The sequence below is a fragment of the Collinsella tanakaei genome (genome assembly GCF_016900375.1).
GTDB lineage: Bacteria > Actinomycetota > Coriobacteriia > Coriobacteriales > Coriobacteriaceae > Collinsella.
Map to the genome: position 1 here is coordinate 1 of NZ_JACJKB010000004.1, position 22,303 is coordinate 22,303.

Consider the following 22,303-nt stretch of genomic DNA (forward strand, 5'->3'; position numbering starts at 1 on the left):
CTCCCAACCAAGTCCTCCCGCCCCGCAGCCCCCTGAACGAAACCGCCAGGGCAATCCGACCCCCTCGGAAAGGGGCGTCCCCCTGTGCGAATCCCGCAGGCAAAGCCGAGGACCGCACAGGGGGACGCCCCTTTCCGAGGGGGTCGGATTGCCCCCACGCGCTTGTGTTCAGCTGCGCTTAGCTGTTTTTCATGACGATGCTATCGACCGTGTCGGCCACGTGCTCGACGGAATCGACGCAGTACTCCAGGAAGGTGTAAACCTCATGCCAGGTGAAGACGAGCATGGGATCGGTGCCAGAGGTGTGCAGCTCGCGCATGGCCGCGATGTAGACCGAATCGGCCTCCTCCTCGATGGAGTTGATATTCACCACGTTGCTGCGCAGAGTCTTGGAACGCTTGAACTGCGGCAGCTCGGCCAGCAGCGTGCCCATCTCGCCGCAGGCGCGCTCGATCATCTCGACGAGCTTCAGCGCATCGGGGCGCATCTCGCGGATGTTGTTGAAGTAGAGGCGCAGCAGCACGCCCTCGATACGGTCGACGACGGTGTCGAGGCAATCGGAAAGCAAGGCGATGTCCTCGCGCTCGATGGGCGTCACGAACGCGGTCACGAGCGCGTCGAGCACCTCGTGCTTGTGTTTATCGGCAGCCTGCTCGATCGCGTGCATCTGGTCCATCGCGTCGCCGATCTTGTCAGGATCGTAGGCGCGCATGGTGTCGGCCAGCAGACGGGCAGCCTTGCTGGACAGCTCGCCGCATGCGCTGAACGAATCGAAATAGAAAGCGTCGTTTTTCCTGGCCACTGGATGATCCCTCCATACATTTGGTTGGTGGCGGTACAAAAAACGGCGCCGCGGCTGGAGCCGCAGCACCGAGAAGGCGCGTTCGCGCTAGAAGAGCATCATGAAGATCTTGGCCATCACGAAGCTGATGGCACCGCATCCCGGGAAGGTGAACACCCAGGTGAGCATCATGTCCTTCACCACGGAGAAGTTGATGGCGGAGATGCGCTTGACGGCGCCGACGCCCATGATGGCGCTCGTCTTGGTGTGCGTCGTGGACACGGGGATGCCGAAGACGGTCGAGAGCAGGATGCAGAAGGCACCGGCGAGGTCGGCGGAGAAGCCTTGGTACTTCTCGAGCTTCACCATATCCATGCCGACGGACTTGATGATCTTCTCGCCGCCCACGCTCGTGCCGACGCCCATGACCACCGAGCACAGCAGCATGAGCCACACCGGGATGACCGCACCCGAGACATCGGGCTGGCCGTTGCAGAAGGCTACGCCGAGCAGCAGCACGCCGATGAACTTCTGGCCATCCTGCGCGCCGTGCATGAAGCTCATCGCAGCAGCGGCGAAGATCTGCGCATACTTGAAGACACCGTTGGCTTTTCGTCGGTCTACGCTGGCACATAGTATCGAGAGCCCCTTGCAGATCGCCCAGCCGATGGCAAAGCCGAGGGCAAGGCTCAGCACGAGGCCGTAGAGCACCTTGATCCACTCCTCGCCGTTGACGCCGTCAAGGCCATTCTGGATGGCGAGCGCAGCGCCGGTAAGGCCGGCGATCAGGCTATGGCTCTCGCTGGTGGGGATACCGAATATCGAGGCGCCCACGCTGTACACCACGATGGAGAACAGCGCCGCGCACAGGGCGATGAGCGCCTCGTGGGTATCGCCGCCGAAATCGACCATGTTCGAGATGGTCGAGGCAACCGATGCGTTGAGCTGGGTCATGATGAGGACGCCGAGGAAGTTGAAGATAGCGCTCATGATGATGGCGGGACGCACGTTCATGCAGCGCGTTGAGATGCAGGTCGCGATCGCGTTCGGCGCGTCGGTCCAGCCGTTGACGAAAATGACACCAAGGGTGAGCAGGACCGAGATCGCCATGATCGGGTTAGTCGTGACCTGCTCGAGAAATTGCATTAGGGAGACTTCCAAGACGCCCACTCCTCCGTCGTGACGTGTGCGAACCTCAAGTCACGCGCCGCGGGATGGTACGGGAAAGGCGGCGCGCCGAGGGCGCAACGTGTGGCGGGCGTCGATTGTCGAACAGCCCGAAAACCTGCGCGTATGCGCGTGTCAAGGGTATCACTTTACCGAATCTTAGCCAACATGTTACATTGCATTCAGTTTGTAAGGGTTCTGTAAGCCCGTGTAAGACCCGGCTTACCAATTCTAGCCAAAGCGGACCGTTGCGCATCGAAAATCACCGACGTCCTTGAAGACTGCATGCGCAGATTCCACGGCACCTCAAACCCGCGCATCGAGCGCATCTGCTCATGCTACAATTCCACACTGCGAAGCGGGCCAGGCGATCGCGCGACCGGGATTCGTCCCGGCGTGAGGAAAGTCCGGGCTCCACAGGGCAGGATGCTGGCTAACGGCCAGGCGGGGCGACCCGACGGAAAGTGCCGCAGAAAAGAAGACTCCCACCTGCGCGCAAGCGTAAAGGGAAAAGCTGAAACGGTGGTGTAAGAGACCACCAGCGTCGCGGCAACGCGGCGGCTTGGTAAACCCCATCCGGAGCAAGCGCGAATAGGAGCGCCATGGGCCGGCCCGGTCCGCGCTCGGGTAGCGTGCGAAGAGCCGCGCGGCAACGCGTGCGCCAAGATAAATGATCGCTCACGACAGAACCCGGCTTATCGGTCCGCTTCGCATTCTCCGAGCACAAAGGGGCGGGTCGCCATCGGCTGCAGTCAGCTGACGGCGACCCGCCCCTTCTTGTTTCACAGCAAAACGCGCCGGTACCGCAGGCGGTACCGGCGCGTTGTTCAGACACTTGAAGCGTTGGCGCTTAGTCCAGGTCGTCCATGCCGAAGTCGTCGACCGGGGCGATGAAGGGGTCGGCGGCCGGGGTCGGAGCGGCGGCGGGAGCCGGGGTCACGTCGGCAGCCACCGGAGCGGCAGCGGAGCCGCTAGGGGTGGAGCTCAGCAGGTCGTTGGGGAACGAGTTCTGAGCGTCGTCCATGAAGTGCTGGATGAGCTTGATGTACTCGCTCTTGAACTCCTCGCGGGAGGCCTTCAGACGGTCGATCTCCTCGATCTCGGTCTGCTTCTCGGCCAGCGCCTGGCGGATGACCTCGCGCGCCTTGTTATCGGCCTCGTTGCGGATGCGCTCGGCGTTCTCGCGGGCCTCGGCGATGATGTTGTCGGCCGTCTGCTGGGCGGCAATGAGGGCAGCGGAGATCTGACGCTCGCTGGCGCTGTACTCGGGCTGCGGAGCGGGCGCGGGCGCCGGAGCCGGCTCGGGCTGAGCCGCAAGGGCGGCCTGGGCGTCGGCCAGCTGCTGCTCGGTCGCGGTCAGGCGGTTCTTCAGATCGACGATCTTGTTGAGCATGGCGTCAACCTCGGCGGAAACCTGCTCGAGGAAGACATCGACCTCGCCGGGATCGTAGCCGCGCTTGGCCTCGGAGAAGGTCTGGGCCTGGATGTCAGCAGGTGTGATAGCCATGTGGGTACTCCTTTTCATCACTTCGGCGCTCCCCCGCTGCCTTGCGGGGTCGCCTCGTGCCATCTTACAGCAAAATGTTAATCAGTAGACGCTCCCCGAGGCTCAACGCAAGAAGCGCAACAACGGGCGAGAAGTCGATTCCTCCCATCGGGGGAATGATGCGTCGGAAAAGATTGAGGTACGGACCGCAAATGCTGTCGAGCACGGCTGCGAAGTCGTACAGGATGCCACCCTGGCGCATGGGGAACCACGTCAGCAGGCAGTAGATGACAATCAACAGCTCGTAGAAGCCCACCAGCGTCGTGATGGCCTGTGCAATCGTGTAAATGGGAATCGAACTCCTCGGTTACTTGATATAGCCGTCGGCGCGAAGCTTGGCGACATCGGAATCCTTGACCTCGCAGCCCTGCGGCAGCACGATGAACACGCGGTCGCCGAGCTCGCGCACGGTGGCACCCAGGCCGCAGGCGAAGCCGTAGCTGAAGTCGAGCACGCGCTTCGCGACCTCGGTGCGCACGCCCACGAACACGAGGACGACGGGCTGACGGGTGCGGACGCGGCGGACGACCGTCTCGACGTCGTCGTAGCTCTCGGGACGCAGGACGTACGCGGGAAGCTGCGCCGTGCCGTTCACCACGGAGTTGATGTGCGCCGCGGTGGCAGACGTGGTGGACGGCGCCGCATGGGCGGGAGAGACGCGGCGCGCCTCGGCATAGCTCGACGGCGTGTCGTAGGCACCGGGACGGTACGCGGCGGCGGCATCGGCGCTGCGGGCCGGCGGATTGAAGGTCGTAGCATGGCGCTCGGCATCGCCCACGGGCTGGCCGCTGCGGGTGTAGACGGCAACGGACTCGGCCTCGCCGCGATGCGTCTGGCCGAGCACACCGTGGCTCGTCTCCTGCGGCTCGTAGCCGTAGTCGGCCGAATCGTAGGCCGCGTCGTCGTAGGCGGCGTCATCCTCGTCGTAATAGCCGTCGCCGTAGCCCTCCTCGTCCCCGTAGGAACCGGCTCCATAGCCCAGCTGGCCCGTATGCGCGGCTATCTTGTTCTTGATGTCGTCTAGGAAGCTCACGATGGCTCCTCTCTGCCCGTGGTGCGTCTTTCGTCTGGATGGTGCAGGTCGAGCATATGCTCAGACACTGTTTATTGTAGAGCAAACGAGGGGTCGAACACCACCCTGCCCAAGCGAACGATGGTCGAACCCTCCTCGCATGCGATCTCGAAATCCTCGCTCATGCCGCACGAGAGCTCAGGAAGCTCGGCCCCTTCGCGCTCCTCGAGTTCATCGCGCAGTTCACGCAGGCCGCAGAAGGTGCGACGCGCAGCGTCCTTATCCCCGCGGGGCGCCATGGTCATGAGGCCCTCGATGTGAATACCGGAAAGCTCCATGAGACGCGGCATGCAGGCGCGCACCTCTTCGGGGGAAAAGCCCGACTTGGAGGCCTCGCCGCTCACGTTAACCTCGAGCAGCACGCGCGCGGGGCCGTCGAGCTCACCGGCGCCGATGCGCCGCTCGGCGCGGGCGGACACCGCCTGCGCCAGGTGCTCGGACCCGATAGAATGGATGAGGGCAGCACGACCGAGCACGGCGTTCACCTTGTTGGTCTGCAGGTTGCCGATCATATCGAAGCGCACAGCGGGCACATCCGGCAGGGCTGCCAGCCCCCCGAGCTTGCGAACGAGCTCTTGCGGGCGGTTCTCGCCGAACACGCGGTAACCGGCTGCGATAGCGGCGCAGACCTCCTCGATACCCACGGTCTTAGAGACCGCGATGAGCGTCACGTCCCCACGGGAACGTCCCGCCCGCGCGAGCGCCTCGTCCATGCGGGCGAGAATGGCCTCGCGGCGGCGAGCGACAAGATCAGCGTAGCTTTCCATATCCATCGGTCCTCTTATGCGTAGAGCGGTACGCCTTCATGGTAACGCGAAAGCGCGGCCCCGCCGCTGCGGGACCGCGCTTTGCGCTCGTCTATTCACAAATTCACGGACGGCTGGAGCCCGCCCGAGTCATGCCGAGAATTCCTTAGGCCTCGATCTCATCAATCTCGTCGTCGCCCTGCTTGGCGCGCTCGATCAGCGCCTTGAGCGCATCGCTGATCTCGTCGGCGGGCAGCGCGGAGACATAGCGGGCGTCGCTCACCGGCTGCAGGATGACGCCCTCGCCGGACGGCACGCGCATGGCCTCGAGCTCGTCGTCGTCGATCTCGGCGATGTCGGCGATGGAGAGGCGCTGGCCGGTCAGCAGGAACGAAAGCGAGCTCGTGGCATCGATGGAGATGGACGCGATGCGATCCAGGTAGCGCGAGACCATGATGGCGCGGCGCAGGTCGTCATAGGAGCTGTCGTCGGAAAGCTCGACGCTTGCCATGCGGTTGTACGCACGGAAGAACTCCTCGTACAGCTCGTGCACGCTGTCGTCCTGCACGAGCAGGTCGCGCATGACGGTCAGGTCGTTGCACACGAGCACCGAGATGCAGGTGCCCACGATGCGGTAGACGTAGGCGGCCTCCTGCTCGATGATCTCGACGAGCTCGGCGGGCAGCTCGATATCGGAGTTGACCTTGTGCTTGGCGGCACGGGCGATGCGGCGGACCTTGTCGCACATGCGTTGTAGGTTGAACTCGATGTTGATGACGGTCTGCAGCAGGCGGAAGTCGGAGGCCACCGGGCTCTGCGTGGCGATGAGGTTGTAGCAGACGGCCTCGAGGTTCGCGCAGCGGGCATCGATCTGCAGGGTCTTGCTCTGCGCCTTGGCGGCGAGCTTCTTGTCGTCGGTCACGAACGCGCGCACGGCGTCGTGCAGCGTGAGGTCGACCGCCTCGTAGATCGACAGCATCTCATGGCGCGCCTCGACAAGCTGGCGCGAGAACATCTTGCGCATTACGTATCTCCAATCAGTCGGTGGGGCGCCGGGTTCCTTTGCGCATACCGGTCGGATGCCGCCTTTGCGCGCGGCAGCATACCCCCGTACAACCTCATTCAGTGTAGCGACGCTATGTCAGGCGCTTGTAAAGGCTGCGCAGGAATCTGATTACATGGGTGGCGCCGCGCGACCGCACCGCCGACCTGCAAGGACACCGGTATACGGAGGCCTTCCGGCAGCGCCTCGGCAAGACGGCAGGCCCCGTGGCAACTTTTGCAGGTTAAGCATTTTTCAGGAGCCGATCGGAACCGGTTTTGGGACATCTGGGCGGCTGGCCAACTCCACAAGGTAACCGTTTTAAGCGTTTTGGCAGCATTGTCGCCCTCCTGAAGCATCCATTCGGGCGAAACCCATTCCAGAAAGTGGGTTCGAAAAATGCTCAAGTTACCATTTCTGCCAGGACGGTGCCGACAAGGCGTGGGATGACATGAAAAACGGGGCCCCGTACGCCACCGGGACCCGTACAACCCCATCAGGGGCAGCGATTGTCGATCGGAAAACCCTACGCCATCACGGCCACGGCGGCATGGCGTCCGCAGGTGCCGTTCTCGGCACGATACGAGAAGAAGCGGCCGTTGTCGCGCATGGTCGAAAGCTGCGTATCGACGATGCGGTCCTTGAGCACACCGGCGTCCTCGAGCGACGAGCGTATGGCGCGCGACAGATCGAGCAGACGGCCGGCAGACGCATCGATGCCCGGGAAGCGCTCGGCGAAGCGCTCCATAAGCTCGCAGGACACCTCATACTCGTCGCCCAGGATATGGGGGCCGATATAGGCGTCGATCTCGGAAGCATCGATACCCATCTCGCGCGCCAGAATTCGCGCCGCCTTGCCGGCGATGCCCGCGTAGGTGCCTTTCCAGCCGGAATGGATCACCGCGAAGCCGCCCTCGCCCACGAGCACCACCGGGACGCAGTCGGCGTAACAGAGCATCACGGGGACGTCGCGTGCCGTGCAGACGATGGCGTCGGCGCCGCGGGCGATCTCGTCGCGCACGCGCGCAAGCTCGTCGGCATCGCCCGTCGAGACCACGGTCACCTCATCGCCATGGACCTGGTTGGGCATGAGCAAACGATCGGCCAGCCTTTCGGCATCCAGCGCCGCAAGCACACGGCGACGGTTCTCCGCGACCGCATCGGGATCGTCGCCCACATGGGTGCCCAAGTTGAGCGACGCGTACGGCTCGCGCGAAACGCCGCCGGTGCGCTCCGTGAAACCGAATCGGATGGAGCCGCGCGCCCCCTCGACCAAGGTCACCGTCCCATGAGTCACACGCTCGAGCATGAAGCCTCCTATCGCCTGCTCCCGAGGGAGCGTTCATTCATCCTGTTCTGAGTACTTACCCGCAAGACCCACCCGCGTAACCGCGACCGCAGCCCACGAACATCCCGAAACAAAAAAACGGCCCGAGGGAAACCCCGGGCCGCATCTCATCCGTGCGAATCAGCGCTTAGAAGTTACCGCGCTTGAGGAAGTCGGGCAGCTCAAACTGATCGTTGCCGAAGTTCGGGAGCTCGGTGCCGCCGATGTTGCGGGTCGGGGCGCTCTGGGCAGCCGACGGAGCGGTGCGCTGCGGCTCAGGAGCGCGCGAGCTCGCCTGGGACTGACCGAAGAGCTGGTCCTGACGGTTGACGTTGGAGTCGGAGAAGCCGGTCGCGATGACGGTGATGCGCACCTGGTCGCCCAGAGACTCGTCGACGACGGTACCGAAAATGATGTTGGCCTCGGGATCGACGGCGTTCGCGACGAGGTCGGCGGCGTCGTTGATCTCCTGGATGCCGAGGTCCTTGGAGCCAGCGATGGAGAGCAGGACGCGGGTGGCGCCATCGATGGAGCTCTCGAGCAGCGGGCTGGAGATGGCCTGCTGGGCGGCGTCGACCGCGCGGGTGTCGCCGGAGGCGGTGCCGATGCCCATCATGGCCGTACCGGCCTGCTTCATGATGGTCTTCACGTCAGCGAAGTCCAGGTTGATGATGCCGGGAACGGTGATGAGGTCCGTGATGCCCTGGGTGCCCTGCGACAGCACGGCATCGGCCATGGCGAAGGCCTCGAGCATCGTGGTCTTCTTCTCGGCAATGTCGAGCAGCTTGTCGTTGGGGATGACGATCATGGTGTCGACGCACTCGGAAAGGGTCTGGATGCCCTCCTCGGCGCTGGCCTTGCGCTTGCGGCCCTCGAAGGTGAAGGGCTTGGTGACGACGGCGACGGTGAGCGCGCCCACGTCGTTCATGGCGATGTCGGCAACGATGGGAGCCGCACCGGTGCCGGTGCCGCCGCCCTCGCCCGCGGTGATGAAGACCATGTCGGCGCCGGCAAGCGCCTCGGCGATGTCGTCGCGGGACTCATCGGCTGCCTTGCGGCCGACCTCGGGGTTGGCGCCGGCGCCCAGGCCGCGCGTGAGGTCGGTACCGATATGCACCTTGATATCTGCATCGGAGATGGCGAGAGCCTGGGCATCGGTGTTGATGGCCACGAACTCGACGCCGCGGATGCCCTCCTCGATCATGCGGTTGACGGCGTTCGTACCGCCGCCGCCAACGCCGACAACCTTGATGACGGCAAGGTAGTTGTTGATCTCGTTCTCGTGCATGTTACGGTCCTCCGAACATCAGGTGTAAGCGCTTGGCGGTCTTTCGACTATAACCCTCAAGTACAGATTAAATGTCGAGGTAAACCGCTATATCCTTGCACAATAGCGAGGTCAAAGTCAACTTTGGCACGCAAGCTTTATGAAATTCGCAGGTAGACCCCTCAACCGTTCGCCGTAGGCGAGCGGAATGACCGGGTGGGGTCAACGGATTATCACACCGGGGCGCTGCGGAATGAGTAGGCGTCCGCCACGCGCACGTTGATATAGGTGACCCCCTGCTCCTGCTCAAGAAGCTTGCGGATGACCTGCTCTTTCTGTTGGATATCTTCCGGCTTTCCGAGCGATACCTCCACGCCGGAGTCCAGGTTCGCCGAGATCGCCTCGATCGAGGGAATCGAGATGTCCTTGATCTGGGCCCTGAACTCAGGGCTGAAGCCAGTCGCGTACGCAAGGCCCGCAAGGACCACCTCGTTGGTGACCTCCTTGCCGCTCGAGGGGTCGGCATCGGTGCCGACATCGGTGAGCAGCACGGCGTTCGCCTCGCGCGCGAGCTCCATCGCCGCGTCGACGCCGGTCAGCTGCTCGCCGCCCTGCGCCCCCGCGTCGGTGCCCTCGTCGACGGTCTCATCGGTCTCGGCCCCCTCGTCGACGGCCTCGCCCTCCCCCGTCTCGGCCGATCCGTCATCGCCGGAACCCTCGGCAGGCGCATCTTCCGCAGGCGCGGGCTGCGTCGTCACCGCGAGCGATATCGGCGCGATCCAGGTGTTCTCGTCGCTGATGGCCCAGGCGACGCCGTCAGACACGATATAGGCGATGGCGGCGACCGTCTTCTCCTGCGGCGTGATCACGAGCGTGTGCGGGAACTGCCGCTCAACGCGCACGTCGTCGACCCAGGGGTTCTCCTTGAGGTTCTCGACCGCATCGTCCTCGTCGAGATTGAACAGGGTGGAGCCGACGGGAACGCTCACGAGCTTAGCCGCCGTCTGCTGGGGAACGTGCTCGGAGCCGTTGACCACAACACTTGTCACCTCGAAGAAGCCGGAGTTGACCACGACGGCCGCACCGAGACCGATCACCACGACGGCCGCGAGCACGACCGCCACGGCAATATGCAGAAACGAGACGGAGGTGCCAAGCCCCGCGCGCGGGCGCTCGGGGCGTGCGGCATCGTCTTTGCCGAGCTTCAGGCCGAGGACGCTGGGCACCTTCGGCATGGGGAAGGAGCGGCTGGCGCTTTTCGCCTGGCGCTTGGCCGCCGTCTGGATGGATGCCGTCGCTCGGCGCTTCGCCGGCTTGGCGGGCTTTGCCTGCTTGGCCGCCGCGCTGCGCTTTTGCGGCGCCGCCTTGGCGAGGGCCTTGGTCTGCGCCTTCACGGTCGGCTTCGCCGTGGCCTTCAGCGTCGGCTTCGCCACCGTTTTCGAAGCCGCCTTGGGCGCGGTCTTCGCCGATGCGGGGCGGCGCGTGGGCGTGGGCGCGGCGGACACCTGGCGGCGTCTGGGCGTCGCGACCTTCTTGCGCACGGATTTAGAGGACGATACGAGCTCCGAGGCGGCCTTCTTCGTGGGCGCCACGTACGTGCGGGCGGGAGCGACCTTTTTCGGTTTCGGGCTTGCCGCGACAGGACGGCTCTTCGCGGTGGAAGTGCGTGCGGAAGCGGCGCCGGTCGAGCGGCGGAAGGTGGGCTTCTGCTTAGAAGCCGAGGAATTTGACTTCCGGCTTGAGCTCGACGCCATACGTTTCCTTTACCTTCTCGTACACGTGCTGGATGACCGCGACCACATCGCTCGCGGTTGCCGTCCCGTTGTTCACAATAAAGTTAGCGTGAAGATCGGAGACCTCGGCCCCGCCGACCGAAAAACCCTTCAATCCGCATTCCTCGACCATAGCTCCCACACTTCTTCCCGCCGGGTTGCGGAAGACCGATCCGCAGGAAGCGGAGCCGATGGGCTGCGTCTTGCGGCGGCGCTGAAGGGAGCGCTCCATCTTGGAGCGGATATCGGCCTTCTCGCCGGGATGCAGCTTGAGCGTGACCTCGAGGATGATCTCGTCGCGCGGGATGCCCGTCTCGCGATAGCCCCAGAAGACGTCATCGTGCGCGTAATGGCACAGGCCGACGCCCGGGCGGTAGGTCACGACGTCCTGCACGAGCGATCCGATCCACTCGTCGCGCGTGCCCGCGTTCATCGACACGGCGCCGCCGACCGTGCCCGGGATGCCCACAGCGAACTCCAGGCCGGCGAGGCTGCGCGACAGCGCGTCGTTCACGAGGCGCGCGAGCATGGCGCCCGCCCCGACCGTGAGGGTCACGCCGTCCTCGGCAAGCACCGAGCGCTGGAACTCGCGCCCCAGCGTGATGACGGCGCCGTCGTACCCGGAGTCCGCAACGAGCAGGTTCGACCCCTTGCCGATGATGACCCAGGGAACCTGCTCGCGCGCGAGCACCTCGACAGCGCGGCGCAGCGCATGGTAGCTATGGCAGGTGATGAACAGCGAGGCGCGGCCACCGATGCGGTAGCTCGTGTGGCGCGCGAGCCGCTCGTCCTCTATGACGTCGGTATCGATTGCCCCCGAAAGGGAAAGGACCGCGTTGAACAGCCCCATCTGCTATCGGGCACCCTTCTGCTGGTCGGCAACGTGCTCCAGGTACTCGGGACCGACCTGGGTGATGTCGCCGGCGCCCATGGTGATGAGCAGATCGCCGGAAGCTGCCTCGGCGTCGAGCGTCTCCATAAGGGAGGCGCGGTCGGAGGCGTAGAAGACGCGCTTGCCCGGATGGCGCTCGGCAACGAGGTCGGCGAGCATCTTGCTCGTGACGCCCGGGATGGGCATCTCGCCGGCAGAGAACACATCGATGAGCACGAGGACATCGGCCTGGGCGAAGGCGTCGGCGAAATCGTCGGCGAGCGCCTGCAGGCGGCTGTAGCGGTGCGGCTGGAACACGACAACGACCTTGTTGAAATCAAGGCTCTTCGCGGCGGCAAGCGTCGCGGAGATCTCGGTGGGATGGTGGCCGTAGTCGTCGACGATCGTGACGCCGCGCGTGTCGCCGATATGCGTGAAGCGACGGCGAACGCCCTCGAACGTGGAGAGCGCACGGGCGGCGGCATCGGTATCTTGGCCGAGCGCCCAGGCGACCGTGAGGGCGGCGCTGGCGTTCAGCATGTTGTGGCGACCGGGGTTGCTCTTGATGGTCACGTCGTGCACGGAGCCGTCGGGAAGCTTCACCGTGAAGTTCGTCGCCAGCGCATGGCCGCCGGCAACCGGCGTGCACACGACGTCGTTTTCGGCATCAAAGCCGTAGGTCACGACACGCAGGCCCGTCGAGCGCGCGAGCTCGACGAGGCGCGCCGTCTCGCCGCAGACGATGATGGTGCCCTCCTCGCCCACGAGGCTCATGAACTTGACGAAGGTCTGCTCGATCTCCTCGAGACCCGAATAGTGGTCGAGGTGATCGGCCTCGACGTTCGTCACCACGACGATGTTGGGATCGAGATAGAGGAAGGAGCGGTCGGACTCGTCGGCCTCGGAGACGAAGTACTCGCTGCCGCCGTTGCGCCCGTTGGTGTCGTAGCCCTCGACGATGCCGCCGATCAGGAAGCTCGGGTCGAGGCCCATGCGGTCGAGCATCGTGGCGCACATGGACGAGGTGGTCGTCTTTCCGTGCGTGCCGGCGATGCCCACGGTCACATGACCGCTCGAGAGCACCGAGAGCATGCGGGCGCGCGGCCACACGGGAATGCCCAGCTCGCGCGCGCGAACGACCTCGGGATTCGTATCGGGGATGGCGGTGGACACCACGACGACATCGGGGTTGAGCTCGTCGACGGTCTTCGCCTCGTGGCCCACGCGCACGTCGATGCCGGCTCGGATGAGCTGGCGGATGTAGCGCGAGGTCTTGAGGTCGGAGCCGGTGATGTCGTAGCCGCGCTCGTGCATGATGAGCGCGATCGCGCTCATGCCGGCGCCGCCGATACCGATGAAGTGGGCGCTCTTGAACGCAGGCGCCTCGGGTGCGGTGGAAATCTGGGCCATGTCAGCTTCTCTCTTGAGATGGCAACGTTATGCAGCAGCCCTTAACTCTAGCGCAAACGCCCACCGTGCGTCGAGGGGACAACCGGCGGATGACGCGTTCGTGTGAAAACTGCGCAATAGCCGGCACATTGGCATGGCGATGTGCGAGCGACGATCCCCCCCTGCCCAGACAACAGGAACCGAACCCTGCAGCTATATACGAAAGGGCCCCAAGGCATCGCGCCTTGGGGCCCTTCGGCAACGTTTGGAAACCTAGCGCTTGAGCGACTCGATCGCGTCGGCAAGACGGGCGGCAGCCTGGTCCTGGGCAAGATCGCGCGCGGCGGCGCGCATGGCGGCACGGCGCTCGGGCGAGGCGATCAGACCGCAAACCTCATCTGCGAAGGCGTCGCCATCGATATCCGCATCGGCGAACATCACCGCCGCGCCGGCATCCACGAGGAAGCGGGCGTTGGTGGTCTGATGGTCCGCCGTCGCGAGCGGATACGGCACGAGCACGGAGGGCGCGGCGAGCGCAGCGATCTCCGCGACCGACGATGCGCCGGAGCGAGACAGCACGAGGTCGGCGGCGGCGAGCATATCGCCCATGCCGTCGATATAGGCCTGCACCCGATAGCGCTTCTGCTCCGGCTCCGTGAGCGCAAGCTGGTCGCGCGTCCACTCGAAGTCGTCGGCGCCCGTCGAGTGCACGACGTGCACGCCCTCCATGCCGAGCAGACGATCCTTGAGCTCGACCATGCGCTGGTTCAGGTGGTGCGCACCGAGCGAGCCGCCGAACACGAGCAGGAGCGTCGCATCCTCGGGCACGCCGAGGGCCTTTCGCCCGCGGGCGCGGTCGCCGGCGAGCACCGAGCGGCGCACGGGGTTGCCGGTCATCTCGATCCTTGTGGATGAGCCGGCACGCTGCTCGAAGGTCGCGCGGACGCTCGGCTGGGCGATGGCTATCAGCGAGGCGGAACGGGCCGTCTGCTTGTTAGCGAGGCCCGGCACGGAGTTCTGCTCGTGCAGCACCACGGGAACGCCCAGGCGCGCGGCGGCGCGCATGAGGGGAAGCTCGACATAGGCGCCGAAACCCACGGCGACATCGGGCATGAGGTCGGCATCGGCGCGGAAGGCGCGGGCGAGCCTGCGCTCCTCGTGCACCAGGTGCGCAAGGGCGGTCGCGAGCGTCCAGGGGCGCGCGCGGTCGAAACCCGTCACGTTCACGGGAAAGAAATCGAAACCCGCCTGCGGCACGAGCTTGCCCTCGAGGCGTCGCGTCTCGCCGAAGAAACGCACCTTGTGCCCGCGGGCATCGAGCTCCTCGGCAAGCGCGAGGGCAGGGTTCACGTGTCCGGCCGTACCGCCGGCGGCGATGGCAACGGAGAGCTTATCGGTCATAGCGATCCCTTCTCGAAGATCCCCTTCTTCCGCCCCGCGGCGAGCCGTCGCGCTCGCGCAGGCGGTCGGCGGCCCCGCCATGCAGGTCGACACGGTCGTACGGGCCGCTCTCGGGCGAACGGCGCGTACGGGCGCCCCGCTGGGCGCCGCCCTGCGAGGACGAGGAGCGCCATCCGTCCACCACCGAGAAGCCGGATCGGCGCTCGGAGGCGGCCTGGCGGACCTGCGGCTCCCCCGCCGTCGATCGACCCAGGTGACTCGACACCTCATCAGTATCGTCCATCACGGCGAAGTCGGCGCGACGGCTGCGGTAGACGGTCTCGGTGCCGCTCTCGAACGACACGCGGACCACGAGACCCGCCAGGATGAGCGAGGCGATGAGCGACGAGCCGCCGTAGCTGATGAAGGGCATGGTCTTGCCCGTCATGGGGATGACGTTCAGGATGCCGAGGGCGTTGATGAGGAACTGCACCATGATGATCACGGCGCAGCCCTCCGCGATGAGCCGGTCGCGCAGACAGCGCGCCTGCTTGGCGATGGAGAACGCCGCCCACGTCATGGCGACGAACACGAGCACGAAGATGACCGAGCCCACGAAGCCGAGCTCCTCGCCGATGATGGCGAAGATGTAGTCGTTATGGGACTCGGGCAGATAGTCGTACTTCATCGTGGAGTTGCCGATGCCCCGGCCGAACAGCCCGCCCGAGGCGAAGGCCATGATGGCGAGCGTCGCCTGGTAGCCGGTGTCGAAGGGGTCGGCCCAGGGATCGCTCATGGCAAGCAGGCGCTCCATACGGTAGGGCGCAACGACGATCGCCGCTGCGACGAGCAGCACGGCGAGCAGCACGGCGCCGAACACGATGCGATACGAGATGCCCGCGAAAAACGCCATGGCGAACACCGTGACGGCAATGATCAGGGTCGTGCCCATATCGGGCTGGATGAAGATCAAAAACAGCGGCGCCACCACCGCGATGGCGAGCCTGAGCAGGAACTGCGAGGTGCTGATGCTCTCGCGCTCGTAGTAATCGCTCATGATATTGGCCGCGAGCACGATGATGACGGGCTTCATGAACTCCGAGGGCTGCAGCGTGAAGGGGCCGATGGCGATCCAGCGCACGGCGCCGCCGCCGGCAAGGCCCATGACCTTCACCGCGACCAGCACGAGGATCATGATCGCCCAGACGGGCCAGATGAGGTTGTCCAAGATCCACGACCACGAGAGCATCTTGCTCGTCATGACCGCGATGAGCCCGAGGCCGATGACGGCGAAGATCGCCTGGCGGAAGAGGTAGTACGTCGCGTCGCCCTCCTCCTTGAGCGCAACCACCGACGAGGCCGAGTACACCATCACGAGGCCGAAGACGACGAGCGCAGCGAGGCAGGCGATAAAGACGATGCGCGGGCGCATGATGCGCGCGGGCACGCCCGCTATGAGCTTCTCGGCGGCACCGGCGGAGCTGCGCGCCCGCTCGCGTGCGGGGCGCGTCCTGCGGGCGGGTGTCCGTCCGTGTCCCTCGGCACCGGTTCGGTCCATATGACTCCCTTGCATCGCTTAGGCGCGTCCGTCCGCGCGCAGCTGCTCTACGTACTCCTTGAAGCGGCGTCCGCGCTCCTCGAAACCCGAGAACTCATCGAACGACGAGCATGCGGGCGACAGCAGCACCACGTCGCCGCGGTTCGCGAGCGACCGGGCGACATCGACGGCGTCGCACAGGTCATCCGCCTCGGCGATATCCACGCGCTCGCTGCCGTCGGCCTCCTCGATGGCATGGCGGAAGCGCTCGCGCGCCTCGCCGAAGCACACCGCCGCGCGCACGTGCTCGCACACGAAGGCGGCGAACTCCTCGAGCGGCGTGCCCTTGTCGTGGCCGCCCAGCAGCACGATCACGTCGTCGTCCGGAAAGGCGGTGAGGGCCTTCTCGACGGCATCGGTGTTCGTCGCCTTGGAATCGTTGAAGAAGCGCACGCCGTCGATCTCGCCGCAGGGCTCGACGCGATGCTCGAGCGGCCTGAAGCTCAGAAGACCGGAGCGGACCGCCTCGACGGGTGCCCCGCAGAACAGCGCGGCGGCGGAGGCGGCGAGCGCGTTCGTCACGTTGTGGTTGCCGGCGATCGCAAGGTCGCCTGCGTCCACGAGCGCGCACTCGGTGCCGGCAAGGCGCACCGTGAGCACGCCCTCGCGCACGAAGGCGGCGTCCGGGGTGCCCGCATCGGCAATGCCCAGCGACAGCACGCGACGGCCGGGAACGAAGATACGGTCGGCAAACGCCATGACGCCCTCGTCCTCGACGTCGACAATCGCCAGGTCGCCCTCGTCCATGTTCGCGAACAGGCGGATCTTGGCGAGCGCGTAGTTCTCGTGCGTGCGGTGCCAGGCGAGATGGTCGGGCGTGATGTTCAGCAGCACCGCTACGCGCGGGTGAAGCTCTGAGGTCGTGGCGATCTGGTAGCTCGAGAGCTCGGCAACCAGCCAGGCGTCCTCGCCGTGCGCATCGACGGCGTCGATCGTCGGCGTGCCGATGTTTCCCACCGCGGCGTTCTCGATGCCCGCGGCATCGAGCAGATGGTGCGTGAGCGTCGTGGTGGTCGTCTTGCCGTTCGTGCCCGTGATGGCGCACCACGACGAGCGCGACAGGCGCCAGGCGAACTCGGGCTCGCCCATGACCTCGCCCGCATGGGCGCGCGCCGCGGCAAAGAAGTCCGAGAACTCGGAGATGCCGGGACTCGCCACGCAGATGTCGTAGTCACCCCCGACGGCCTCCGTGCCGTACACGAACCGGGCGCCGCGGGCCTCGAGGGCACGCGTGCGCTCCGTCGCCTCGGAGGTGGCGCCGCCGTACACGGTCACGGAGCTCACGTGCTCAGGACCGTGCGCGAGCGCCCACTCGACCACGTCGAGTCCGGTCGATCCCTGCCCGAGCACGAGCAGCGAGAACGTTTTCGGAAGAGGCATGGAGTATCACTATCCCAACTGGAAGAAGATGGCGAGTCCGAGGGCGCCGAAGGCGGCGGCGATGATCCAGAAGCGGGTGACGACCTTCGTCTCGGCCCAGCCCATCTTCTCGAAGTGATGGTGGATGGGCGCCATGAGGAACACGCGCTTGCCCGTGAGCTTGAAGCTTACCACCTGGATCATGACCGAGACGGCCTCGACGATGAACAGGCCGCCGATGATGAGCGATGCGATCTCGGTGTTCGTCACGATGCCCATGCAGGCGAAGGCGGAGCCCAGCGCAAGGGAGCCGGTGTCGCCCATGAAGATGCTCGCCGGATAGCAGTTGAACCAGAGGAAGCCGATGCAGGCGCCGGCGCAGGCCGCGCCGAAGATGGCGAGGTTGGAGTCGCCGTGCACGAAGGCGATGGCCGCCATGATGAGCATGGCGATCATCGAGGTGCCGCCCGCGAGGCCGTCCAGGCCGTCGGTGAGGTTCACCGCGTTGGAGAAGCCGGCGATGAGCAGCCAGGTGAACAGCATGTACAGCCAGGGGATGTAGTAGGCGCGGTCGCCGACCTCGAACACCGTCATGAACACCGTCAGGTTGATGGTGAGGCCGCCCGGGAAGCGCACCTGGGGCAGCACACCGCAGAAGTTGACCGCGACGATGCAGAAGGCGCAGCAGATGATCGTGAGGCCGATCATCTTGGCGTGGGGCGTCAGGCCGAGCGAGCGGCCGTGCGTGACGCTCGTGACGTCGTCGATGAGGCCGAGCAGGCCGGTGGCGACCGTCGCCCCGATCACGGCGACGATCTCCATCGAGGGATGGGCCATGAGGATGCAGGTGAGCACGACGGCGATCAGGATGACCACGCCGCCCATCGTGGGCGTGCCCTGCTTGACGAGATGGCGCTTGGGGCCGTCAGCGCGAACCTGCTGGCCGATGCCCTCGAAGCGCAGGATGCGGATCCACAGCGGCATGAGCGCGGCGGAGATGATGGCCGCGATGCCGATGGACAGGAAGGTCTGGTAGGTGGGGTACAGGGGGTTGCCGAACATCTGCTAGCACACCTCTTCCACGAAGCGGTCGAGACCCACGAAACGAGAGCCCTTGACGAGCACCAGGTCGTCAGCGGACAGCGCGTGCGACAGGCGCGCGATGGCGGTGTCGGTGTCGGGCACGAGGCGCACGGCGTCGTCGGGCATGCCCATGAGGCGCGCAGCCTCGGCCATGTGGCGGGCGTTCTCGCCGCCCACGCACACGAGCACGTCGGGCTTCTTGGCCGCAGCGTAGGCGCCGGTAAGCTCGTGCAGGCGCGGGCCCTCGTCGTCGCCCAGCTCGCCCATCTCGCCGAGCACGGCGATGCGATCGCCCTCGCAGGGCAGCTTGGCAAGCAGGTCGAGGGCGGCTGCCATCGACTCGGGGGCGGCGTTGTAGGAGTCGTCGATGATGCGCGCACCGCAGGTCGCACGGCGCACATCGGCGCGACGGCCGGTGATCTCGAGCTTGCCGAAGACCTCATCGATCACGTACTGCGCGATGCCCAGGCGATGCGCGAGCGCCGCGGCGTACAGCGCGTTCACCACGGACTGGGCGCCGGTGATCGCCAGGCGGGTCTTGAACTGGGCGCCGTCCTCGAACGTGATGTCGAAGACAGGGCAGCCGTCCTCCCCCACCTCGATGTTGCGGGCGCTCACGTCGTCGTCATCGGTCGTGCCGCAGAGGATGACCTCGATGCCGGCGGGCTTGGCGAAGTTCTCGATGATGAAGGGCGTGAAGTCGTCCTCGCCGTTGAGAACGAGCGCGGAGTGGTGCCCCTCGAAGTTCTCGGATGTGGGCGGCATGCCCGCCATGATCTCGGCCTTGGCGCGCGCGATGTTCTCGCGGCTACCCAGAAGGCCGATATGCGAGGTGCCGATCTTGGTGATGACCGCATAGGTGGGCTGCGCGCAGCGCGACAGGCGCTCGATCTGGCCGAAGCCGTCCATGCCCATCTCGAGCACCATGATCTCGGTGTCGCGCGGGGCCGACAGGATGGTCAGCGGCATGCCGATGAGGTTGTTGTAGTTGCCCTGCGTCACATGCACGCGGTAGCGGGTCGAAAGCAGCGCGGCGAGCGTGTCCTTCGTGGTGGTCTTGCCGATGGAGCCCGTGACGCCGATGACGGTGCAGCGCATGCGGGCGCGGTAGCCCTGGGCCAGAAGCAGGAGGAACTCCGTGGGGTCCTCGCAGGTGAACACCGCGCACTCATGGTCGTCGGCGATGCGGATCAGCTCGCGGCTGGGATCACGCGTGAGCACCACGCAGGCGGCGCCGGCCTCGATGGCCGCGCGGGCGTAGTCGTTGCCGTCGACGCGCTCCCCCGGGAACGCCACGAACAGGGAGTCTTCCTGCACGGCGCGGGAGTCGATGACGACCCCTTTGCACACGCGGTCGGCGTTACCCGTCCAGGGGCGGGCGCCGGTAACCCCCTCAAGGTACTTGACTGCGATCTCTATCATGTATCGCTCCTTAACGAGCCGGATTATGCCGACCGTTTATTTTAGCGCGGTTTCCCCACCCGTTCGTGCAGGCCCTGTGAACATGCCCGACGCCCGCGAAGGCACCCGCGCCCTACTCCTCCGTCGAGCGCGTGGGCTTCACGCCGAGCGTCTTCAGGCAGGTCTCCATGATCTGCGCGAAGGGCGGCGCCGCCGCGACGGAGGTGTAGCCGGTGCCGTCGAGCGTCACGTAGACCTGGACCTGCGGGTCCTTCGTGGGGGCGAAGCCCATGAACGACGCCATGTAGCTGCCCTCCATGTAGCCGCCGCTCTCGCTTGCGCGCTGCGCCGTTCCCGTCTTGCCCGACACCTCGTAGCCCGGCACCTGGCCGAGCTCGCCGGTGCCCTCGTCGACGACGGTGAGCATCATGTCGGCGACCTTCGCGGCAGCCTCTTCCGAGATGGCGCGCTGCTCGGTGTCGGACCAATCGATCTCCTCGCCGTGCTTGGCCATGAGGAAGTGCGGCGTCGTCATGACGCCCTTGTTCGAGATCGCCGAGATGGCGCGGGTGATCTCGATGGGCGGGGCCGACACCGACTGGCCGAACGACATGGCGGCCACGCTCGCGCCGTCGTACTCGTCGCGCGGGCGCACGATACCCGTGTTCTCGCCCGGGAAGTCCACGCCCGAGGCGTGCCCGATGCCGTAGCGGTCGAGGTACTCGGCGAACGAGTCGGCGCCGATCTTCTCGCCCACGAGGATCATGCCGGTGTTCGACGAGCGGCGCATGATCTCGCGCACGGTCATGACCATCTGGTAGTCGCGCTGGTCGACGTCGGTGACCTCGTCGCTTCCCGCGAGCACGACCGGCGGCACGTTGAACGTCGTGTCGGTGTCCACGAGGCCGAGGTCGATCGCCGCGCCGCAGACGAGCGCCTTGAAGACGCTGCCGGGCTCGTAGGCGTCGGTCACCACACGCAGGTTCATGTCCTCCGTGCGCGCGTTGGAAAGATCGGCCTGGTCGTAGGTGGGATACGAGCAGGCGGCGAGGATTTCACCCGAGCGCGGGTCGGTCACGATGACCGATCCGTAGTGGGCGCCGCTATCGGCCACCGCGTCCGCGAGGGCGTCCTCCGCGGCGCGCTGGATGTTGACGTCGAGCGTGAGCACGAGGTCGTCGCCGTCTCGCGGGTCCTGGCGCTCGTACGCGCCGCCGGCGATATAGGTGCCGTCTGCCGCGCGCTCGCGCTTGATCCAGCCGTTCTCGCCCTGCAGGTCATCGTTGTACTGCAGCTCGAGGCCGGAGATGCCGTTGTTGTCGATATCCACAACGCCGATGACCTGCGACGCGAGGTTGCCGTAGGGGTAGACGCGGCGCGTGGTCTGCTCGGTCTCGATGCCCGCGAGGCCCTCCTCGAGCAGCGCCTCGGTCACGTCGCTATCCACCTTGCGCGCCACGTAGGTCCAGGTCGACTCCTCGTCGACCATGTCCTGAGCCTCGGCGCGGTCGACGCCCAGGTGCTTGACCAGAGCGTTCACGACCTTCTTCTTGTTCTTCTTGGTGATGAGCGTCGTGTTCAACGCGATGTTGAAGCACTCCTCGCTCGCCGCGATCACGTTGCCGTTGCGGTCGTACATCGTGCCGCGCTTGGCGTAAAGCGTCGGGTTGGAGGTGATACGATCCTCCAGACGCTCCTCGTTGATGCCGTGGTAGAAGATCTGGTGGCCGGCCAGGCCCCAGACGCAGCCCGCAGCGCCGAGGCCAAGCACCAGCTTTACGAGGCCACGGCGCGAAACGGGCTCATGAGCCATATCGGCGTGGAGCAGATCGGTTTTGGGACGACGGCCGCGACCGGAGCCGCGCGGGGCGTCGGCGTCGTAGGCGGCGTGGCGGCGTCGCTCGGGATCGCCGGAACGGTTGCTATAGCGGTCGTAGGGCATGTGCGATAGGTATCCTACTCAGATTGCGCATCGGTCGGGGCATCGGCATCGGCCGCGGGAGAGGAGGAAGCCGAGAGGTCGACCGTCACGGAGCGGTCCGCCTCGACCATGCCGAGGGTGCCGGCCGCGAGATCGCGAACGCGCGAGGGCGAGCTGTACACGGAGTGCATGACCTCGAGACTGGAGCTCTGGTCGCGACCCTCGTCGAGCGTCTCGGTGAGGGTGGCGTTCGCGTTCATGATCTGCGCGGTGGCGCCGGCGATGGCGACGCGTGCGAAGCCCACGATGCAGAAGAGCATCACGAGCGCGCAGAAGACCTTCATGACGGTCATGAAGGCAGGGCTCACGCCCTGGTCAGCCTGCCTGCCCTCACCGGATACGACATGGAGCTGCGGGCGCTCAAGCGGGCGCGGCGCGGCCTGGCCGTATCCGGCGGGGACTGCGGCGGACTGCATATCATAGGCGACTGCTGCGTTTGAATGACGATAACCCATGATATGAGACCCGTCCCCTCGTGTGTATGAGTAGTGCGTTTAAAGTTCGTTTAGGCGGCGTTTCGGG

At 65.7% G+C, this 22,303-nt stretch carries 19 protein-coding genes and 1 other RNA gene; 1 reads left to right on the plus strand and 19 read right to left on the minus strand.

What is annotated here, in order from left to right; genetic code table 11:
- Positions 1 to 178: 178 nt before the first annotated feature.
- Positions 179 to 802 (minus strand): DUF47 family protein, encoded by a 624-nt coding sequence (locus H6A16_RS03590; RefSeq protein WP_204616211.1) that lies wholly within the window; start codon positions 800 to 802, stop codon positions 179 to 181.
- An 87-nt stretch (positions 803 to 889) separates the two neighbouring features.
- Entirely contained in the window at positions 890 to 1,927 is a 1,038-nt protein-coding gene (locus H6A16_RS03595) for an inorganic phosphate transporter (RefSeq protein ID WP_239458178.1), read from the minus strand.
- 376 nt (positions 1,928 to 2,303) lie between these two features.
- Between H6A16_RS03595 and rnpB the strand changes: the two genes are divergently transcribed.
- Positions 2,304 to 2,662, plus strand: an RNA gene (gene rnpB, locus H6A16_RS03600) — RNase P RNA component class A.
- A 136-nt stretch (positions 2,663 to 2,798) separates the two neighbouring features.
- On the opposite strand, the gene H6A16_RS03605 is transcribed toward rnpB, so the two are convergent.
- The 17 genes from H6A16_RS03605 to H6A16_RS03685 form a co-directional block, all read right to left on the minus strand.
- The gene (locus H6A16_RS03605) at positions 2,799 to 3,455 is read right to left on the minus strand and encodes a DivIVA domain-containing protein (RefSeq protein ID WP_204616216.1); all 657 of its coding nucleotides are present in this window, start codon (positions 3,453 to 3,455) and stop codon (positions 2,799 to 2,801) included.
- 64 nt (positions 3,456 to 3,519) lie between these two features.
- Positions 3,520 to 3,750, minus strand: a complete 231-nt coding sequence (locus H6A16_RS03610; protein ID WP_342589710.1) for a YggT family protein — start codon at positions 3,748 to 3,750, stop codon at positions 3,520 to 3,522.
- A 51-nt stretch (positions 3,751 to 3,801) separates the two neighbouring features.
- Positions 3,802 to 4,527 (minus strand): cell division protein SepF, encoded by a 726-nt coding sequence (gene sepF / locus H6A16_RS03615; RefSeq protein WP_204616217.1) that lies wholly within the window; start codon positions 4,525 to 4,527, stop codon positions 3,802 to 3,804.
- Positions 4,528 to 4,598: 71 nt separating this feature from the next.
- Complete coding sequence (locus H6A16_RS03620) at positions 4,599 to 5,333, minus strand: YggS family pyridoxal phosphate-dependent enzyme (RefSeq protein WP_428830076.1); 735 nt, start codon at positions 5,331 to 5,333, stop codon at positions 4,599 to 4,601.
- A 145-nt stretch (positions 5,334 to 5,478) separates the two neighbouring features.
- Positions 5,479 to 6,336, minus strand: coding sequence for a phosphate signaling complex PhoU family protein (locus H6A16_RS03625; protein WP_204616219.1), 858 nt, complete (start codon positions 6,334 to 6,336; stop codon positions 5,479 to 5,481).
- 544 nt (positions 6,337 to 6,880) lie between these two features.
- The gene (locus H6A16_RS03630) at positions 6,881 to 7,663 is read right to left on the minus strand and encodes a polyphenol oxidase family protein (protein WP_204616220.1); all 783 of its coding nucleotides are present in this window, start codon (positions 7,661 to 7,663) and stop codon (positions 6,881 to 6,883) included.
- A 166-nt stretch (positions 7,664 to 7,829) separates the two neighbouring features.
- Positions 7,830 to 8,969: a cell division protein FtsZ gene (ftsZ, locus tag H6A16_RS03635; RefSeq protein WP_204616221.1), complete on the minus strand. Its 1,140-nt coding sequence runs from the start codon at positions 8,967 to 8,969 to the stop codon at positions 7,830 to 7,832.
- 212 nt (positions 8,970 to 9,181) lie between these two features.
- Entirely contained in the window at positions 9,182 to 10,702 is a 1,521-nt protein-coding gene (locus tag H6A16_RS03640) for an FtsQ-type POTRA domain-containing protein (protein ID WP_204616223.1), read from the minus strand.
- Positions 10,659 to 11,570: a UDP-N-acetylmuramate dehydrogenase gene (gene murB / locus H6A16_RS03645; RefSeq protein WP_204616225.1), complete on the minus strand. Its 912-nt coding sequence runs from the start codon at positions 11,568 to 11,570 to the stop codon at positions 10,659 to 10,661. The genes H6A16_RS03640 and murB overlap by 44 nt, the downstream gene beginning before the upstream one ends.
- A gap of 3 nt (positions 11,571 to 11,573) precedes the next feature.
- Positions 11,574 to 13,001 (minus strand): UDP-N-acetylmuramate--L-alanine ligase, encoded by a 1,428-nt coding sequence (gene murC, locus H6A16_RS03650; protein ID WP_204616227.1) that lies wholly within the window; start codon positions 12,999 to 13,001, stop codon positions 11,574 to 11,576.
- 252 nt (positions 13,002 to 13,253) lie between these two features.
- Complete coding sequence (gene murG / locus H6A16_RS03655) at positions 13,254 to 14,381, minus strand: undecaprenyldiphospho-muramoylpentapeptide beta-N-acetylglucosaminyltransferase (RefSeq protein WP_204616229.1); 1,128 nt, start codon at positions 14,379 to 14,381, stop codon at positions 13,254 to 13,256.
- Entirely contained in the window at positions 14,371 to 15,918 is a 1,548-nt protein-coding gene (ftsW, locus tag H6A16_RS03660; RefSeq protein WP_204616231.1) for a putative lipid II flippase FtsW, read from the minus strand. The genes murG and ftsW overlap by 11 nt, the downstream gene beginning before the upstream one ends.
- Before the next feature lie 18 nt (positions 15,919 to 15,936).
- Entirely contained in the window at positions 15,937 to 17,337 is a 1,401-nt protein-coding gene (gene murD, locus H6A16_RS03665) for a UDP-N-acetylmuramoyl-L-alanine--D-glutamate ligase (RefSeq protein WP_204616234.1), read from the minus strand.
- Positions 17,338 to 17,346: 9 nt separating this feature from the next.
- Positions 17,347 to 18,378, minus strand: coding sequence for a phospho-N-acetylmuramoyl-pentapeptide-transferase (gene mraY, locus H6A16_RS03670; RefSeq protein ID WP_204616236.1), 1,032 nt, complete (start codon positions 18,376 to 18,378; stop codon positions 17,347 to 17,349).
- Positions 18,379 to 18,381: 3 nt separating this feature from the next.
- Positions 18,382 to 19,821, minus strand: coding sequence for a UDP-N-acetylmuramoyl-tripeptide--D-alanyl-D-alanine ligase (locus H6A16_RS03675; RefSeq protein WP_204616238.1), 1,440 nt, complete (start codon positions 19,819 to 19,821; stop codon positions 18,382 to 18,384).
- Positions 19,822 to 19,933: 112 nt separating this feature from the next.
- Positions 19,934 to 21,742, minus strand: a complete 1,809-nt coding sequence (locus tag H6A16_RS03680) for a peptidoglycan D,D-transpeptidase FtsI family protein (RefSeq protein ID WP_239458179.1) — start codon at positions 21,740 to 21,742, stop codon at positions 19,934 to 19,936.
- Positions 21,743 to 21,756: 14 nt separating this feature from the next.
- Positions 21,757 to 22,197, minus strand: a complete 441-nt coding sequence (locus H6A16_RS03685) for a hypothetical protein (RefSeq protein ID WP_239458180.1) — start codon at positions 22,195 to 22,197, stop codon at positions 21,757 to 21,759.
- Positions 22,198 to 22,303: the final 106 nt, after the last annotated feature.